At 70.3% G+C, this 17,795-nt stretch carries 14 protein-coding genes; 6 read left to right on the top strand and 8 right to left on the bottom strand.

The features are described from left to right. Positions 1 to 74 precede the first annotated feature (74 nt). Entirely contained in the window at positions 75 to 2,126 is a 2,052-nt protein-coding gene (locus tag FHW12_RS19740; RefSeq protein WP_182532787.1) for a M13 family metallopeptidase, read from the top strand. 292 nt (positions 2,127 to 2,418) lie between these two features. Here the strand turns inward: FHW12_RS19740 and FHW12_RS19735 are convergent, their stop codons facing one another. The 5 genes from FHW12_RS19735 to FHW12_RS19715 all read right to left on the bottom strand — a co-directional run bounded on the left by FHW12_RS19735 (position 2,419) and on the right by FHW12_RS19715 (position 8,019). Continuing rightward, positions 2,419 to 4,140, bottom strand: a complete 1,722-nt coding sequence (locus FHW12_RS19735; protein WP_220484572.1) for a right-handed parallel beta-helix repeat-containing protein — start codon at positions 4,138 to 4,140, stop codon at positions 2,419 to 2,421. Between the two features lie 116 nt (positions 4,141 to 4,256). Continuing rightward, positions 4,257 to 6,182, bottom strand: a complete 1,926-nt coding sequence (locus tag FHW12_RS19730) for an ATP-binding cassette domain-containing protein (RefSeq protein ID WP_182532785.1) — start codon at positions 6,180 to 6,182, stop codon at positions 4,257 to 4,259. Between the two features lie 75 nt (positions 6,183 to 6,257). Then, a complete protein-coding gene (locus FHW12_RS19725) occupies positions 6,258 to 6,464 on the bottom strand; it encodes a hypothetical protein (RefSeq protein WP_182532784.1) in 207 nt (68 codons plus the stop codon). Between the two features lie 245 nt (positions 6,465 to 6,709). Beyond that, positions 6,710 to 7,609 carry a DMT family transporter gene (locus tag FHW12_RS19720; protein WP_182532783.1) on the bottom strand — a complete coding sequence of 300 codons (900 nt, stop codon included), beginning with the start codon at positions 7,607 to 7,609 and terminating at the stop codon, positions 6,710 to 6,712. Next, a complete protein-coding gene (locus FHW12_RS19715) occupies positions 7,606 to 8,019 on the bottom strand; it encodes a tautomerase family protein (RefSeq protein WP_259393168.1) in 414 nt (137 codons plus the stop codon). The genes FHW12_RS19720 and FHW12_RS19715 overlap by 4 nt, the downstream gene beginning before the upstream one ends. 63 nt (positions 8,020 to 8,082) lie before the next feature. On the opposite strand from FHW12_RS19715, the gene FHW12_RS19710 reads away from it, so the two are divergent. After that, positions 8,083 to 9,015: a LysR family transcriptional regulator gene (locus FHW12_RS19710; RefSeq protein ID WP_182532782.1), complete on the top strand. Its 933-nt coding sequence runs from the start codon at positions 8,083 to 8,085 to the stop codon at positions 9,013 to 9,015. A 25-nt stretch (positions 9,016 to 9,040) separates the two neighbouring features. On the opposite strand, the gene dusA is transcribed toward FHW12_RS19710, so the two are convergent. The 3 genes from dusA to FHW12_RS19695 form a co-directional block, all read right to left on the bottom strand. After that, positions 9,041 to 10,066 carry a tRNA dihydrouridine(20/20a) synthase DusA gene (gene dusA, locus FHW12_RS19705; protein WP_310735302.1) on the bottom strand — a complete coding sequence of 342 codons (1,026 nt, stop codon included), beginning with the start codon at positions 10,064 to 10,066 and terminating at the stop codon, positions 9,041 to 9,043. Between the two features lie 123 nt (positions 10,067 to 10,189). After that, positions 10,190 to 10,471 carry a hypothetical protein gene (locus FHW12_RS19700; RefSeq protein ID WP_182532780.1) on the bottom strand — a complete coding sequence of 94 codons (282 nt, stop codon included), beginning with the start codon at positions 10,469 to 10,471 and terminating at the stop codon, positions 10,190 to 10,192. Positions 10,472 to 10,659: 188 nt separating this feature from the next. After that, complete coding sequence (locus tag FHW12_RS19695; RefSeq protein ID WP_182532779.1) at positions 10,660 to 11,103, bottom strand: nuclear transport factor 2 family protein; 444 nt, start codon at positions 11,101 to 11,103, stop codon at positions 10,660 to 10,662. Positions 11,104 to 11,296: 193 nt separating this feature from the next. Between FHW12_RS19695 and FHW12_RS19690 the strand changes: the two genes are divergently transcribed. The 4 genes from FHW12_RS19690 to FHW12_RS21105 all read left to right on the top strand — a co-directional run bounded on the left by FHW12_RS19690 (position 11,297) and on the right by FHW12_RS21105 (position 17,732). Further along, the gene (locus tag FHW12_RS19690) at positions 11,297 to 12,397 is read left to right on the top strand and encodes a sensor histidine kinase (RefSeq protein WP_182532778.1); all 1,101 of its coding nucleotides are present in this window, start codon (positions 11,297 to 11,299) and stop codon (positions 12,395 to 12,397) included. Further along, positions 12,398 to 13,111: a LytR/AlgR family response regulator transcription factor gene (locus FHW12_RS19685; RefSeq protein ID WP_182532777.1), complete on the top strand. Its 714-nt coding sequence runs from the start codon at positions 12,398 to 12,400 to the stop codon at positions 13,109 to 13,111. Positions 13,112 to 13,314: 203 nt separating this feature from the next. Beyond that, positions 13,315 to 15,624 (top strand): di-heme-cytochrome C peroxidase, encoded by a 2,310-nt coding sequence (locus tag FHW12_RS19680; RefSeq protein ID WP_220484571.1) that lies wholly within the window; start codon positions 13,315 to 13,317, stop codon positions 15,622 to 15,624. Beyond that, positions 15,621 to 17,732 carry a patatin-like phospholipase family protein gene (locus FHW12_RS21105; protein ID WP_220484570.1) on the top strand — a complete coding sequence of 704 codons (2,112 nt, stop codon included), beginning with the start codon at positions 15,621 to 15,623 and terminating at the stop codon, positions 17,730 to 17,732. Before FHW12_RS19680 ends, FHW12_RS21105 begins: the two co-directional genes overlap by 4 nt. Positions 17,733 to 17,795: the final 63 nt, after the last annotated feature.

The following is a 17,795-nucleotide window of genomic DNA, read 5'->3' as shown; positions in this document are numbered from 1 at the left end:
CCTATGCCATTCGGGCCATGTCCGCGCCGCGGGCATCGGCCACGATGCGTCGACTTGCCCGACAGGACGACGCCATGCCCCACCTCCGTGCCCACGGCGCACCCACGCGCCGGATCGCCCGCCAGCTCCTCGCCGCCGCGCTCGCCGCGATCGCGACACCCGTGTTCGCCGCGCACGGCATCGAAGCCGGCGACATCCGCCGCGACGGCGCGGCGTGCAACGACTTCTTCGACTACGCCAACGGCGCCTGGCGCGCCAGCCATGCGATCCCCGACTACATGGATCGCTGGAGCCGGCGCTGGGAATCGGGCGAGATCAACAAGGAACACGTGCGCGACATCCTGAGCGAGGTGTCGGCACGCAAGGACTGGCCGGCGGGCAGCGCCGAGCAGTTGTCCGGCGACTTCTACGCCGCGTGCATGGACGAGGCCAGCGTGAACGCGCTCGGCGCCAAGCCCGTGCAACCGATGCTCGACGAGATCCGGGCGATCAAGGACGCGGCCGGCGTGCAGCGCACGATCGGCCACCTGCACGACGTCGGCGTCAACGTGCCGTTCACGCTCGCGGCTCAGTCCGACCTGCACGAACCGACGCGCGTGATCGCGCACGTCGGGCCCGGCACGCTCGGCATGCCCGACCGCGACTACTACATCAAGCCCGACAAGCGCTTCGTCGAGGCGCGCGAGAAGTACCAGGCGCACGTCGCGAAGATGTTCGAGCTCGCCGGCGAGAAGGCGGCCGCGGCGAAGGCCGATGCGCAGGTGGTGTTCGCGTTCGAGAAGCGCTTCGCCGAAGCCTCGCTCGACAACGTGCAACTGCGCGATCCGAAGCTGCAGGACAACAAGACGACGTTCGCGCAGCTCGGCCAGCTCGTGCCCGCGTTCGACTGGAGCGCGTACTTCGACGCCGCGCACATGCCCCACGACGACCTCAACGTGACCGAACCGAAGTACCTGCACCAGCTGCAGAAGGAACTCGCGTCGACGCCGACCGCGCAGTGGCGCACCTACCTCGAATGGCACGTGCTGAATGCGGCCGCCGACGCGCTTTCCGCGCCGTTCGTCGAGGAGCACTTCGCGTTCAACGGCAAGTACCTCACCGGTGCGACCGAGATGAAGCCGCGCTGGAAGCGCTGTGCCGAGGCGACCGACAACCAGCTCGGCGAAGCGCTCGGCAAGAAGTACGTGGAGAAATACTTCCCGCCCGAGGCGAAGGCACGCATGCAGGAGATGGTGAAGAACATCCTGCTCGCGATGAAGGACACGATCCAGGGCCTCGACTGGATGGGCGACGCGACCAAGAAGAAGGCGCTCGAGAAGCTCGCGACGTTCAACCCGAAGATCGGTTATCCGGACAAGTGGAAGGACTACGCCGGCGTCAAGGTGTCGCGCGGTTCGTACTGGGACGACGTCGTCTCCGCATCGCGCTGGAACGTCGCGGACGGTCGCGCGCAGGTCGGCAAGCCGGTCGATCGCGGCCGCTGGGGCATGACGCCGCCGACCTCGAACGCGTACTACAACCCGCTGCTCAACGAGATCGTGTTCCCCGCCGGCATCCTGCAGCCGCCCGCGTTCGACGTGAACGCGACCGACGCGGTCAACTACGGCGCGATCGGCGTCGTCATCGGCCACGAGATCAGCCACGGCTTCGACGACCAGGGCGCGCAGTTCGACGCACAGGGCCGCCTGTCCAACTGGTGGACGGCCGAAGACCAGAAGCGCTTCACCGAGCGCGGCGCGTGCGTCGTGAAGCAGTTCGAGGGCTACTCGATCGAGCCGGGCATCCACCACAACGGCAAGCTCGTGCTCGGCGAATCGATCGGCGACCTCGGCGGCGCGAAGCTCGCGTTCCTCGCCTACAAGAAGTCGCGCGAAGGCAAGGCGGCCGAACCGACCCTCGACGGCTTCACGCCCGAGCAGCAGTTCTTCCTCTCGTGGGGCCAGTGGCGCGGCGACGAGATCCGCCCGGAAACGCAACGCACGATGGTGCAAGGCGACCCGCACCCGATCGCGAAGTACCGTGTCAACGGCCCGTTGTCGAACCTGCCTGCGTTCCGCGAGGCGTTCCAGTGCAAGGCCGACGCACCGATGGTGCGCCAGGGCGCGGAGCGCTGCGAAGTCTGGTGAGTGCGGGATCGCACGCGCCGCCCGGTGGCGGCGCGTGCATCGACGACGGACTCTCGACGGTTTTCTGTAGGAGCGGCGGAAGCCGCGATGCCTTTCAAAACTCGCAGGCTGGATCAAGCCGCACCAGCAGCGGATGACTCCGGGCTTCCTGCCCTGCGTTCCTTCGAACCGGTGGTTTCACCGTTCGCGCCGCTCCTGCGGCGCAATCGGCGCGACGCGCCTTGATCCGCCCTACCCGCTTCATCGCCATGAAAAGCATCGCGGCTTCCGCCGCTCCCACAGGAAGAGCGCTTCAGGGCGAATATTCGAGCGCGCCGAGATCCATCGCGGCACCCGAAGGCCGCGCGCGCGCGTCGTAGTCGGTCGTGACGAGGGCCGCGGTCGCCGCCGAACCGGCGTCGATCGCTGGGCTGCCCGCCGCGAGATGGAAGTCGCTGCCGGGCGCGACGAAGTGCGGATCGGCGACGAGCGCCGCCGAATCGATGGCGGTGCCGTCGTCGCCGCCGAACCAGAGGTTGCGCGCGAACACGCCTTCGGTGCCGTCGAAGCCGACGGAACCGCCGAAGTAGTGCGTGCCGGAGCGCGCGACGAAGATGTTGTCGCGCACGTCCAGCGCGTCCGCCGGCAGGCCCCAGTCGTTCATGAGCACGCCGTAGACGTCGCCGCTCGCGGTGTTGTTGCCGTGGAACGTGTTGTTGTACACGCGGCAGCCGTGCAGGTCGACGGTGTTGAAGCGCAGGCCGGCCGCGGCCGCTTCGGTGACGATGTTGTCGTAGATCGCGATGCGGTCGCGCGAGCCGTCGGCGATGTTGATGCCGAACTGGGTCACGCGGCTCACGCGGTTGTGGTGGATCGCCACGTCGTCGATCACGTCCGAGCCGTTGCCGCCATTGGCGAACAGCTGGATGCCCTTGCCGCTGTGGATGTCGTGGATGTCGTTCCAGGCGATGTCGTAGCTGCCCTCGCCGTCGATGTAGATGCCGTGCGCTTCGTTCTCGCTGCCCTGGATGTCGTGGATGTGGTTGCCGAGCCAGTGCGCGTCGACGCCGTTGCCGGTGATGCCGCCCATGCGCGACGGGCTCGCGCCGGAGGTCACGCCGGTCGTCGCGGTCAGCTCGTTGTTGACGACGCGCCAGTGGTCGCCGTGGATTTCCTGGTTGACCGGGCCGTCGTAGCCGCCGCCTTCGATGCGCAGGTTGGCGATGACGATCCACTTCCCGGCCAGCGGGTAGTTCTCGCCGTTGAGGCCGGCCAGCGCACCGCTCGGATTGTTGGTCGCGGTGCCGGCGATGCTCGCGACCTCGTTCGGATACGCAGTCAGGGTGATCGGTCCGGTGTCGACCGCGCCGGTCGGCGCCGTGCCCGAACTGCGATCGGGCAAGCCGTTCGTGCGGATCATGAAGCGCAGGAAATAGTCCTCGAAACCACGATCGACGTAGTTGCCGCCGCGCAGGACGATGAAGTCGCCCGGGCGCACGCGGCCCCAGGCGCCGGCGGAGAAATCGCCGCCGGCCTGCACGCGCCGGAACGGATGCGCGATGTCGCCGACCACGCCGCTCGCGTCGTCGCCGTCGAGCGGGTCGACGAAGATCATGCGTCCCGGATTGATCGTGAAGCCCGACGCGATCGTCGACGACAGGCCGTCGACGACGAGCGTGACCGGCAACGCAACGCCCGCGGCCTGGCCGCCGAGCGCGCCGAGTTGCACGGTGACCTGCTGCACGTCGTCGCGCCCGCGCGAAGGGCCGAGATACCGGTAGTTGTCGACTTCCGCCGTGCCGACGTAGACCTTGATGCGCGTACCGAGTCCGCCCGTGCCGAAGTTCCGGCCGAACAGCGACAGGTACGCACCCTTGCCGCCTTCACCGCCCGTCGTCGGGCCGGAAACGATGTCGGTGTAGAGCACGACCGGCGCCGCGCGGTCGAATCCGTCGGCGAAGATCGCGTCGTCCACCGCGCTGGCACCGACGGGAACGACGAGCAACGACAGCAGCAGCGGAGCAGGCCTCATCATCGATATCCCTTCGGGGAAGACGCCGTCGGCGGCAGCGGGCGCGGCAATTCTCGCCGTTCGGCACGGCGCGGATCGTGACTGCAATCACCCAATCCCTGCGCGCGCGTGCCACCACGTCATGCGTCGAGTTCGGCCCAGCGCGCGTAGGCGGCGTCGAGCTCGCCCTGCAGCGTCGCGAGCTCGCCGTTCGCTGCGACGATGCGCGCACCGTCCTGCTGGTAGAAACCGGGTTCCTGCATCGCCGCGCCGAGGGCGGCGATGCGCGTTTCGAGCGCGTCGATGCGCGCCGGCAACTCTTCGAGCTCGCGCGATTCCTTGTAACTGAGCTTGCGCTTCGCCGGTGCGGCTTTCGCCTCCGCCGCCGCGCCTGCGAGCGGCGCATCGGTCGCCGCGCGCCCTCGCGGCGCCTTGTCGCGCAGCGGCTCCTTGCCGACGCCGATGCGCGCCACCGCGGCGCGCGGTGCCTGGCGCAGCCAGTCGCTGTAGCCGCCGACGTACTCGCCGACGCGACCGCCGCCTTCCAGCGCGAGCGTGCTCGTGACGACGTTGTCGAGGAAGTCGCGGTCGTGCGACACGAGCAGCAAGGTGCCCGCGTACGCCGCGAGCAGTTCCTCGAGCAGTTCGAGCGTCTCGACGTCGAGGTCGTTGGTCGGTTCGTCCATGACGAGCAGGTTGGACGGCTTGGCGAACAGCTTGGCGAGCAGCAGGCGGTTGCGCTCGCCGCCCGACAGCGCGGTGATCGGCGCGCGCGCGCGATCGGGCGAAAACAGGAAGTCCTGCAGGTAGCCGAGCGCGTGCTTGCGCGCGCCGCCGACCTCGATGTACTCGCGCCCCTCGGCGACGTTGTCGAGCGCGCTCAGGTCCTCGCGCAGGTGCGCGCGATGCTGGTCGAAATAGGCGATCTCGAGGTTCGTGCCGAGGCGCACCTCGCCCGCCTGCGGCGCGAGCTGGCCGAGCAGGAGCTTGAGCAGGGTCGTCTTGCCCGAGCCGTTCGCGCCGATCAGGCCGACGCGATCGCCGCGCAGGATCGTCGTCGAGAAGCCGTCGACGATCACCCGGCCATTCCAGCCGAAACGCACGTCCTCCATGTCGATCACGCGACGGCCCGACGCGGCCGCGACGCCGACCTGCAGCTTCGCCGTGCCGCCGAGTTCGCGCCGCTGCGCGCGTTCGCGCCGCATCGCCTCGAGCTCGCGCACGCGGCCCTCGTTGCGCGTGCGGCGCGCCTTGATGCCCTGGCGGATCCACACTTCTTCCTGCGCGAGCTTCTTGTCGAACAGCGCGTTCGCCTGCGCCTCCGCGTGCAGGCGTTCCTCGCGCCGGCGCAAGTAGTTGTCGTAGTCGCCCGGCCAGCTCGTGAGCTGGCCGCGGTCGATCTCGACGATGCGCGTCGCGAGCGCGCGCAGGAAGCGACGGTCGTGCGTGACGAACACGACGCTGCCGGCGAAGTCGAGCAGCAGGCGCTCGAGCCAGGCGATCGCCTCGATGTCGAGATGGTTGGTCGGCTCGTCCAGCAGCAGCACGTCGGGATCGAGCACGAGGGCGCGCGCGAGCAGCACGCGGCGCTTCATGCCGCCCGACAGCTCGGAGAATGCCGCTTCCTCGGGCAGCTCGAGGCGCTCGAGCACGTGGGTGACGCGACGATCGAGGTCCCAGCCGTGCTCGGCCTCGATGCGTGCCTGCACGCGCGCGAGCGCGTCGGTGTTGCCGGCGACGTCGAGGTGGTGGCTCAGCTGATGGAATTCGGCGAGCAATGCGCCGAGATGGCCGAGCGCGCCGGCGACGACGTCGAACACGCTGCCGTCGACGTCGTGCGGCACTTCCTGCGCGAGCTTGGCCACGCGCACGCCGCCCTGCACGCGCAGTTCGCCGTCGTCGGGGCGCAGTTCGCCCGCGACGAGGCGCAGCAGGGTCGACTTGCCGGCGCCGTTGCGGCCGACGACGCAGATGCGTTCGTTGCGTTCGATCGCGAAATCGACGCCGTCGAGCAGCAGCGGGCCGCCGACCGAATAGTCGACGTTGACGAGATTGACGAGGGACATCGAGGGCCGGTGGCGCGGATCGGGCCCGCGAGTTTAGCGGTCACGGCCGTGCCACGCGCGCCGGGCCGACGCCGCTCAGGCGCCGGAGCGACGTGCGCGCTCGCGGCGTATCGCCTCGACCGCGGCGATTTCGAGTTCGAGGTAGGTATGCCACGCGTCGCACGCGCGGCAGCGCACCGGCTCGTCGCCGCGCGGATGGGCGCTCGCGTCGAGGTCGTCGCTGCCGCAGGCGAGGCAGCGGATGCCGATCGGCGCTGCAGGCGGCGCGTCGACACGGTCCATGCGCTCCGTCGCGTTCGGCCCCACGGGTGTACGGTTGCTTCCGCCCGTAGGCGCCTCCCCGGGCTCGGCGCACGCCGGCCCCGCTTCCTGCCTTTCCATGCCCATCCTCGTCGCCGACGTCGTGCGGAGCGGTCCTGATTCCCAATACGCCATTTCGCGCGGAATCACGTCACGCGGGCCGAAAATGGGCAGCGCGGCGGCGCCCGGGCGCCAGCCGTGGCGGCGCGCCCGCGCCTCGTGCGGTTTCAGCGCGCGCGCGTACCGAGCCAGACACCGAACGCGACGAGCGCGAAACCCGGCAGCATCGCCGGCGCAAGCCGCTCACCGAGCACGAGCCAGCCCATCAGCGCCGTGATCGGCGGCATCAGGAAGAACAGGGTCGCGACGTCGGTCGCCGCGCCACCGCGCAGCAGGGCGAACAGCAGCGCGAAGCCGCCGATCGAATTGACCAGCACGAGCCAGGCGAGCGCGCCCGCGAACGTCACGCTCGCGTCGATGCGGAAGTGCTCGGCGAACACGGCGAGCGGCAGCAGCGCGAGCGCGGCGACCGCATGCTGCACGGCGAGGCCGACGCGCAGGTCGGCGACCGTGGCGCGGCGCTTCTGGTAGTGCGTGCCCGCGGCGAGCGCGATCAGGCTGAGGGTACCCGCCGCATAGGCGTCGAGGTCGGCCGCGCCACCGCCGAATCGTCCCCGCAGCACGAGCACGACGCCGGCGAGGCCGAGCGCGAGCCCGATCCACTGCACGGCGCGCAGGCGTTCGCCGAGCAGCAGGCCGAGCGCGGCGGTCGCGAGCGGCAGCGCGCCGATGAACAACGCCGCGACGCCGGTGCCGATGCCGAGCCGGAGTGCCTCGTAGATGCCGCCGAACGAGACCGCGAGCGACAGTACGCCGACGACCGCGTGGTGCCCGACCTCGCGCCACCCCGGTCGCCGCGCACGCGCGACCAGCGCCATCGCCGCGAAGATCACCGCGGCGAACGCGAAGCGCAGGAACAGGATCGTGAACGGCGCCGCGTGCTGCACGGCGACCAGCCCGGCCGGATAGCCGGTGCACCAGAGCACGACGAACACGCCCGCCATCACGCGCCGGTTCGCGCGCGCGCCGGCGACGCCGTCCAGCGGCGGCGCGGCGAGCCGGCTCATGCGTGCAGGATCCGCCCGCCGCCGAACGACCAGTTCTCCCACGCGGTCTCCTTGAATACGACCATCACGTGCTCGCCGTCGATGTCGTGCGCGGCGAGCCCCGCGAGCAGGCCGGTCAGCAACTGGCGCTTGACCTTCACGCTGCGCCCGACCGACCAGAGGATCTCGACCAGCACGAAGTCGTCGCCACGGTCGGTGGCGAGGTCGGGGTAGCGCGGGTCGAACACGAAATCGGCCGGATCGAGCTCGAGCACGCGCTGGAAACGGTCGGTCGCGGGCACGCCGCTCGCGACGAGCGCGTCGTGCACGGCGTCGAGGATCGCGCGGCGGCGCGCGGGCGGGGTCGGCTTGCGGACGGTCACGGTGACGAGCGGCACGGGTGTCTCCAGCGGCATGGGCGGGTGCAACATACGGCTGCTCGTACCTGCGATAAACTGGCTTCCAGCGAAATCATCATTGCGCGCACGACAACAATGATCCGCAACCAGCTCGCCGAGATCGCCTGCTTCGTCGAGGTCGCGCACCGACTCAGCTTCGCCCAGGCAGCGGTCCGCCTCGGCATGCATGTGTCCGGCGTGAGCCGCGCGGTCGCCGCGCTCGAATCACGCCTCGGCGTGCGCCTGCTGCAACGGACGACGCGCCAGGTCGGGCTCACCGAGGCGGGTCGCACGCACCTCGCGCGCTGCGAAGGCCTGCTCGCCGAAATCGCCGAAGCGGAGGCGGCCGCGAGCGCGTCCGGCGGGGCGTTGCGCGGGCGTCTGCGCGCGAGCATCCCGAGCGGGCTCGGCCTCGCCCACCTCACGCCGCGCATCGGCGAGTTCGTCGCCGCGCATCCCGAACTCGAGCTCGACCTGCACCTGTCCAATCGCAACGTCGACCTCGTCGAGGAGGCGTTCGACGTCGCGATCCGTGTCGGCGAACTGCGCGACTCGCGCCTCGTCGCGCGCCGTCTCGGCGACAGCCGCCGCGTCCTCGTCGCGAGCGCGGCCTATCTCGCGACGGCCGGCCAGCCGCGTCGCCCAGCCGATCTCGAACGCCACGCCTGCCTCGTGCTCGACGTCGGCGCGATCGCCGACCGCTGGGAACTGCGGCGACGCCGCCGCCGCGAGACGTTGCGCGTGCCGCCGCGCGTTCGCTCGAACAATGCGCTCGCCCTGCTCGATGCATGCCGCGCGGGCGCCGGCATCGCCTTGCTGCCGCAGTTCGTCGTCGCGGGCGATCTCGCCGACGGCCGCCTCGTGCGCGTGCTCGACGCGTGGACCGCGATCGAGCAAGGCATCTTCGCGATCTACCCCGGCAACCGCTTCATCCCGGCCAAGGTGCGCGCGTTCGTCGCGTTCGTCGAACACTGCGTGCGCGACGTCGGCGGTGGCGCACGACCGCCGAAACGCTCGACCCGACGCTGACCTGCCGCCTCGTCGACCCGCCGCGCTACGCCGCGCGCAACGACCGCTCGCCCGCGTGCCGCGCCGCGATCGCGGCCTCGACGACGTCCCAGCCCGCGTCGGCGCGATGCGCCTGCTCGCTCAACACGCGCCGGTACCCGCGCGCGCCGGGCAGGCCCTGGTACAGGCCGAGGATGTGGCGCGTGATGTGCTGGAGCCGATCGCCGCGCGCGAGGTGCGCCTCGACGTACGGGCGCAGCCGCCGCAGCACCTCGTCGCGCTCGGGCAGCGGCGTGCCGTGCAGCGCATGTTCGATCTCGGCGAGCCGGTACGGCTCGTGGTACGCGGTGCGGCCGAGCATGACGCCGTCGACGTGGCGCAGGTGCTCGTCGACCTCGGCGAGCGTGCCGATGCCGCCGTTGATCACCACCGTGAGCCGCGCGTGGTCCTGCTTGAGCCGGTACACGCGCGCGTAGTTGAGCGGCGGGATCTCGCGGTTCTCCTTCGGCGACAGGCCCTGCAGCCAGGCCTTGCGCGCGTGCACGATGAACGTGTCGCAGCCGCTCGCCTGCACCGCCTCGACGAACCCGGCGAGGCCTGCGTATTCGTCCTGGTCGTCGACGCCGATGCGGCACTTCACGGTGACCGGCACGGCGAGGTGCGCGACCGCTTCGCGCATCGCCGCGACGCACTCGCGCACGAGCGTCGGCTCGCGCATGAGGCACGCGCCGAAGCGACCCGACTGCACGCGGTCGGACGGGCAGCCGACGTTGAGGTTGATCTCGTCGTAGCCGAGCTCGGCGCCGATGCGCGCCGCTTCCGCGAGCTCGTCCGGCTCCGACCCGCCGAGCTGCAACGCGACCGGATGCTCCGCCGCGTCGTAACCGAGCAGGCGCGCGCGATCACCGTGGATGACCGCGGGCGCGGTCACCATCTCGGTGTAGAGCAGCGCGTGCGGCGCGAGCAGGCGATGGAAGTACCGGCAGTGGCGATCGGTCCAGTCCATCATCGGCGCGACCGAGAAGGCGGCCCCTCGGGCGGCCGCCTGTTGCGCGGGTTCGTGCGGATCCACGGCCAAGACGTTTCCTGGACGGCAAGAGCGAAGGCGCGATTGTAAGCGACGCCTCGCGGGATCGCCGATCGGCCTTGCACAGGCACCCGCCGCTCCACGCCTCATCGCGACCGCGCGCGGCGCCTACTCCAGCATCCAGTCGCGACGACGACTGTCGCGCAGGCACCGCAGGTCCTCGATGATCGCCTCGAACGGCTCGCCGAGCCGGAAGGTGCCGGCGATCCAGTGTGTCGGCACCTTGCCCGCGTTGTCCGGGACATCGATGTACACGAGTCCGTCGTCGCCCGCGAAGACGAGGATGTCGCCGTGCGCCAGCCGCGCGTGGATGCGCTCGGCGATCGTGACCATTTCGTCGGCCAGGCGGCCGATCGACTCGCATTGGATACGCGGCTTTGCATTGCCCATGGCGGCCTCCCACCGCTGTTCAGGTTCGGCGGGGCGGAATTATTCAGGCCGTGGTTGGCTGAAAACTGAACCGCGCGCCGGGTTCGCGCGACGCGTTTGGCTTCCGTTTGGTTCGCGGGAAACGCCCGCGTGCGAGGCGTCGCCCGCCTCGCACGCCGGGTCCGTTGGGCGAACGGCTTCGCCGCCGGTCACTTCACCTTGGCGCCCGTGCTGCGCACGACGACCCAGCGCCCCTCGCGCTTCTTGAGGACGTCCTGGTAGACGAGTTCCATCTCCGTTTCCTGGCCGTCGACGACCCGCTTCTCGAGCACGTTGCCCTGGGCGATCGCGACGTCGCCGAAGACCTGCACGTCGATCGGCCGCAGTTCGAACCACGTGAGCTTCTTCTTGCCGGACTTGATGTCGCCCAGCAGTTCCGCCTTCGTGTAGGCGCTGCCGGACTGGCCGATCGTCATCCAGTCGTCGCCGAACATCCGGTCGATGCGTTCGACGTCGAGTGCCACCATCGCGTCGCCCATGTCCTGCCCGAGTTGCTTGATGGCGGTGACGGCGGAGGAATCCGCGGACGGCGCAGCCGAGGCCGGCACGGCGAACGCGGCGGCCAGTAGAACCGAAGCGATGAGATGTTTCATGGTCGATCTCCTTCGATGGATGGGATTGGAATCGAACGCTTCGCGGCGACGCGCACCTGGCGACATCGACTCCGAAACGTCGGAGCCAGCGTAGGCGTCGCATCCGCGAGCAGCCAGACCGTTCGCTGCATGCATGCCGCCGCTCGCTGCATATGCGACTTCGTCGATTCCGCGTTGCTGTATCGTGCCCGCCATGATCGACCTCCGACCCTATGCGGACCGGACCCGCTGGCCCTGGATCGCCGGCGCCTGGGGCGCCGGTGCGCTGTTCGATGCATTCCAGACCGTGATCGTGATGCGCGTGGTGGAAGGCAGGACGCATTCCTGGCTGCCGCTGTTCGCGACAGAACTGGCGTTGTGGTTGCCGTGGGCGCTGGCGACGCCCCTGATCATCGAGCTGGCGCGGCGCTATCCGGTCATCCGCGGCACCACGCTCAAGGCGGTCGGCGTGCATCTGGCCACGCTCGTGATCATGAGCGCGATGGTCGAATCGTGGTCCGCATGGCTGCAGGTGCTCTTCAACCCGTGGGCGAACAAGCGCTGGCCGACGTTCGCGAACACGTGGAGCACGTCGCTCGTCTACCAGTTCTTCACGTTCTTCATCGCCTACGCGCTGATACTGACGGTGATCTACCTGCTCGACGCGCGCGACCGCATCGCGCGCCAGGCGACCGAAGCGGCGCGGCTCAACGAAGAGCTGTCCCGGGCGCAACTCACCGCGCTGCGCCGCCAGCTCGAACCGCACTTCATGTACAACACGCTCAACGCGATCGCTGGCCTCGTGCGCGACCAGCGCAACGGCGCCGCCGTCAACATGATCGTGGGGCTGAGCGAGTTCCTGCGCCGCGCGTCGGAGGACTCGAACCGGGCGCAGGTGACGCTGGCCGAGGAAGTGGAATACCTGCAGCGCTACCTCGACATCCAGAAGCTGCGCTTCGGCGATCGCCTGCGCGTCGATCTCGACATCGAGGACGGATTGCTCGACGCGAAGGTGCCGAACCTGCTGCTGCAGCCGCTGGTCGAGAACGCGATCAAGCACGGCATTTCCAAGCGCGTGTCCGGCGGCGCGATCCGCATCGCCGGCGCAGGCCGCGACGGCACGCTGCGCCTGAGCGTGTCGAACGACGGCCCGTGCACGCAGCAAGACCTCGACGCGACGCGCACGGGCGTCGGCCTCGGCAACCTCCGCACGCGCCTGCGCATCCTGCACGGTGACCGCTCCGGCCTCGTGCTGCAACGTGCGGGCGTCGACGGCGTCGACGTCGTGGTGACGCTGCCGCTACGGGAGGCGTGAATGGCGCCGCTGCGCGTGCTGATCGTCGACGACGAGGCGATCGCGCGGCGCAACCTCGCGCTTCTGCTCGGCCGCGATCCCGACGTCGGCGCCGTCGTCGAGTGCGACTCCGGCCAGGCCGCGATCGACGAGATGCGGCGCACGAAGCCGGATCTCCTCTTCCTCGACGTGCAGATGCCCGAATGCGACGGCTTCGACGTGCTCGAGCTCATGGGCCCGGACATGCCGGCGGCGGTCATCTTCGTCACGGCCTACGACGAGTACGCGCTGCGCGCGTTCGACGCGGGCGCGCTCGACTACCTGCTGAAGCCGTTCGACGACGCGCGATTCGCGCGTGCGCTGCAGCGGGCGAAGAGCCGGCTCGCGCTCGAGCCGGCGCCCGATCGACGCCCGGTCACGCGCCTCGTCGTCAAGAACCGCGGCCAGATGCTGTTCCTCGACGCATCGGACGTCGACTGGATCGAAGCGGCGAACTACTACGCCTGCCTGCACGTCGGCGACGTCACGCACATCCTGCGCCGCAGTCTGCAGACGCTCGAAGGGGAGCTCGACGCGAACACCTTCGTGCGCATCCACCGCTCGATCATCGTCAATCGCGCCAAGGTCCGCGCGCTCGAGCTGCAAGGCAACGGCGAGTACGAGGTCGTGCTGCATTCCGGCGACCGCCTGCCGCTGAGCCGCCGCTTCCGCAAGCCGTTCCAGGATCGGATGTAGACCCTTCGCCGCACCGGTCGAAGGGCGCCCGTCCCGCCAGCCGGTCGCAGCCAGCCTCGGCGCGGAAGGAAAAACGTGTACTCTTTCACGGACGTGCAACGCGCCCGGGCGGAAGCCCGCCGGCGCGGCGCCGCAGGGGCGGCAGGCACGGCTACGCGTCAGGTGGATCGCTCGCAACGGAGTGCGCCACAGGGGAGACATCGATGGCTTATCGTCGCGTCACGTTCCGCACGCGCAAGGGGCCCGTGCGCGCGTTCCTCGACATCCCGCTCGGGCGCCTGCTCAAGTGGCTGTTCGTGCTGCTGGTCCTCGGCGCACTCGCCGCGGTCGCCGGCTTCGCGGTGTTCGTGCTCTACCCGGTGCACACGATCCCGCCCGAGGAGCACGTCGACGACTACCGCTACCTCGACCAGGGCTGGGGCACCACCGCCGGCAGCGCCGAGCGCCAGGCCTACTACTACACCGCGCAGGGCACCTCGATGCCGCAGGGCGCGCTCGTCACGCCGTTGCGCTATGCGTGGTTCACGAACCTCGAGATGCCGTTCGGCAGCGAGCGCTTCGCCGAACCCGAGCACCTGCGGCGCTACCGCTTCATCGTCGACCCGCAGCCGACGCCGAAGAATCCCGACCGCCTGCCGGTCGGCTTCACGCGCCACTTCGACGCCGCGCTCGGCCAGTACGTGCTCGACATCACTTGCGCCGCCTGCCACACGGGCGAGATCCACGCGCGCAAGGGCGACCGCACGGTCGCGATCCGCATCGACGGCGGCCAGGCGATGCACGCGTTCACCAACATGCAGCGCGGCGCGTTCGGACCGACCCTCGTCGCGTCGATGATCGCGACCTGGACCAATCCGGCGAAGTTCGACCGCTTCGCGCGCAAGGTGATCGGCCCGCGTTATCCCGAAGGCAAGTCCGCGCTGCGCGGCGAGCTGTGGGACACGATCGTCGCGTTCGCGACGCAGGGACAGAACAGCCCGCTGCGCCACCTCTACCCGGTGCAGGAAGGCTTCGGCCGCACCGACGCGCTCGGCCGCATTGCCAACACCGTGTTCGGCGACCACTTGAGCACGGGCAACTACCAGGCCGGCACGGCGCCGGTCAGCTATCCGTACGTCTGGAACATCTGGAAGTTCGACTGGGTGCAGTACAACGGTTCGGTCAAGCAACCGCTCGCGCGCAACATCGGCGAAGCGCTCGGCGTCGGCGCGGTGATCCGCCTCACCGACAACTACGGCAATCCGCTGCCGCCGGAGCAGCGTTTCACCTCGTCGGTCGACATGGCCCACCTCGACACGATCGAGCACACGCTGCAGAAGCTCACGCCGCCGCGCTGGCCCGAGGATCTGCTCGGGCCGGTCGACCACGCGCTCGCCGATCGCGGCAAGGTGTTGTTCGAGGCGCATTGCGTGCAATGCCACGGCCCGCACCCGGCCGATCGCGCGCGCCAGCTCGCGAGCGCGCCGGGCAAGCCGTCGCCGGAGACCGAATGGATGATCGAGGTCGTCCCGGTCGAGCACATCGGCACCGACGCGACCGAGGCGAACGGCTTCCTCGCGCGCCACTACGACCTCACGCGCGCGGGGCTCACGCGCGACGACGTCGACCGCGTGCTGCGGCCGCTGCTGGTACGCAACCTCGCGCGCGACGCACGCTGGCGCCTCGACGAGACGATCGCCGGACGCCGCGCCGCGGGGCAGGACGCGAGCGCGCTGGAAGCGCTGCGCGCGGCGTATCCCGATCCCGACGCGAGCGCGGTGCCGGCGATCCCGCAGGACAGTTTCGCCGCGATCGCGACCGCGCTCGGCGGCGCCGCCGCCCTCAGCACGATGCCGCCGACGCAGGGCTGGGGCTGCGACCTCGCCTGCCAGACGCGCGCGCTGCTCGTCGACGTCGTCCAGGGCAGCGCGCAGGTCGACGCGCAGCTCGCCGGCATCGACGTCGCACGGCTCACCGAAGGCGAAGGCCTCAACGTGCTCGGCCTCATGATCAAGGCGAAGTATTTCGCCGACCGCGGCATCCCGTACGAACGCCAGCAATGCCTCGAGGGCTTCGGCATCCTCGACCTGCCGCAGCAGGTCGCCGGCTACAAGCCGCGCCCGCTCGAAGGCGTGTGGGCGACGCCGCCGTTCCTGCACAACGGCTCGGTGCCGAACCTCTACGAGATGCTGCTGCCACCCGCACAGCGCAGCGCGCGCTTCTTCGTCGGCCGCCGCGACTTCGACAGCAAGCGCGTCGGCTACGTCGACGTGCCGGCCGACGCGAGTGAAGCGGACGGCTTCTGGCTCGACACGAGCAAGGACGGCAACCACAACACCGGCCACGCATTCACCGCGACGCCGCAACAGCTCGACGCCGCGCGCGCCGACCCGAAGGCGCACCCGCTGCCGCCGGGCGTGATCGGCCCGCTGTTCACCGACGAGGAGCGCTGGGCGATCGTCGAATACCTCAAGGTGCATCGCGACCTGCCCGCGACGCCCGCGGGCTTCGTGCCGCCGGACTGCGCGCGATGAGCACGCCGCACGAACGCGGCGGCTACGTCGACGACTTCGCGCACGTGCTCGCCGAGGAACAGGCGTGGCTCGCGCAGCGCCGCGCCGCCGCCGGCCTGCCGCCGCCCGCCGACGACGTCGTCGGCCTCGCGTTCTCCGGCGGCGGCATCCGCTCGGCGACGTTCAACCTCGGCGTGCTGCAGGCACTCGAACGCGCCGACGTGCTGCGCCACGTCGACTACCTCTCGTCGGTGTCCGGCGGCGGCTACGTCGCCTCGTGCTACACGTGGCTGCGCGCGCGCCTCGCGCCCGCGCAGGCGACGCACGCATTCGCAGCCGCACTCGCCGACGGCAGTGGCAGCGTGCTCGACTGGCTGCGTGGCCACGGCAAGTACCTCGTGAGCCACCGCGGCTTCTCGATCTGGACCCTGCTCGCGTCGATCCTCGCGGCGACGTTCGCGAACGTGCTCGTGCTCGGCCCGCTGCTCGTGTTCGTCGTCTATTCGCTCACGCTCGCGTGGCTGCCGGTCGAATGGCCGGCCTGGCTCGCGCTGCCCGGCGCGCGCGCGGTCGAAGGCCATCACGGCTACTGGCTGCTGCTCGCCGCGGGACTCGCCTGCCTCGCCGCGTTGCCGCCGCTGGCGACGCTGTTCGCACTCGTCGCGGGCATCCCGGGGCTCGCCAGCGTGCGCCGCATCGACGCGCTGCGCGTGGCGATGGGTCGCCTGCTCGCGTTCGCGCCCGTGCTCATCGTGCTCGGCCTGATCCCGGTCGCCGCGCGCTTGGGCGAGATGGTCGAACACTTCTCCGCCTTCCGTCACGCGCACGCGCTCGGCAAGCACCTCTCCTACCTCATGCCCGCGTTCGGCGGCGTCGTCTCGATGCTGCTCGACCGCCGCAAGGGCGGCGACAGCAGCGGACGCCTGACCACGATCGGCCTCGGCCTGCTCGTCTACGGCCTGCTGATCCTCTGCTACCACATCGCCGCATCGGTCGACTTGCTGCGCTCGCCGGTGTTCGGCGTGCTCGTGCTGCTGTCGGTCGTGCTCGCGTTCGCCTGCGACATCAACCGCATCTCGATCCACGCGTACTACCGCGCGCGCCTCAGCGACACGTTCCTGCCCGGCCTCGCCGGCGACGGCGGCGACACCGATCCGGGCGACTTCGACCTGCGCTCGCTCGACCCGACGCGCGGCGCGCCGCTGCAGCTGATCAACACGACGCTCAACACGACGAGCTCGGACGACGAGCGCCGGCGCAGCCGCACCGGTGCGAGCTTCTTCTTCTCGCCGCTGTTCGCAGGTTCCGAGGCGACCGGCTGGCGGCGCATCCGCACCTACGCGGGCGGTTCGACCGCGTTGTCGACCGCGTTCACGACCTCGGGCGCGGCGATCGACCCCGACATGATCGCGACGCACGCGCGCTCGGTGTCCTTCCTGATGGCGCTGCTCAACGTGCGCCTCGGCTACTGGGCGCGCAACCCGAAGTACGCGGGCGAGCGGCCGCCGCCGCTGCCGTGGTGGTGGATCCTCATCGCGCGCGAGATGCTCGGCATCGGCCTCGACGAGAAGCGCCGCCACGTGCACCTGTCCGACGGCGGCGGCTTCGAGAATCTCGGCCTGTACGAACTCGTGCGCCGGCGCGTGAAGTACATCGTCGTGACCGACGCCGGCGCCGACCCGCAGACCACGCTCGGCGATCTCGGCCGCGCGATCGAACGCGTGCGGGTCGACTTCGGCGCGGAGATCGAACTCGGTGCCGACCGCTTCTACCACGAGCGCGAACGCGTGCTCGCGCAGCAGCCGTGGCTGCTCGGCCGCATCGTCTACGCGGACGGCGCGCACGGCCGCATCCTGTACGTGCGCCCAGTCCTCTGCGCTGGCCTCACCGCGGACATCTACGCCTACTGGCGCGCGCACGCGGCGTTCCCCGACGAGCCGACCAGCGAACAGTTCTTCGCCGAAGCACAGTTCGAGGCGTACCGCGCGCTCGGCCAGCAGATCTTCGAGGCGATGCTCGGCCGCGACGCGCCGGGCCGCGGCGCCGCGGCGTGGTTCGACGCGCTCGAGGCGCAGCAAGCCGCGGCGCTCGCCGCGGCGAGCGCCCCATCGACCGCAACCACGAGGTAGGCCGCACGCGCGCGGCGCGGGCGGCACGCGCGACGATCGCGGCGACATGCCGGCCGACCTTCG

The sequence above is a fragment of the Dokdonella fugitiva genome (assembly GCF_014138265.1).
Lineage (GTDB): Bacteria > Pseudomonadota > Gammaproteobacteria > Xanthomonadales > Rhodanobacteraceae > Dokdonella_A > Dokdonella_A fugitiva_A.
The sequence above is the reverse complement of the archived record's forward strand: the minus strand, read 5'-3'. Positions and strand labels throughout refer to the sequence as shown.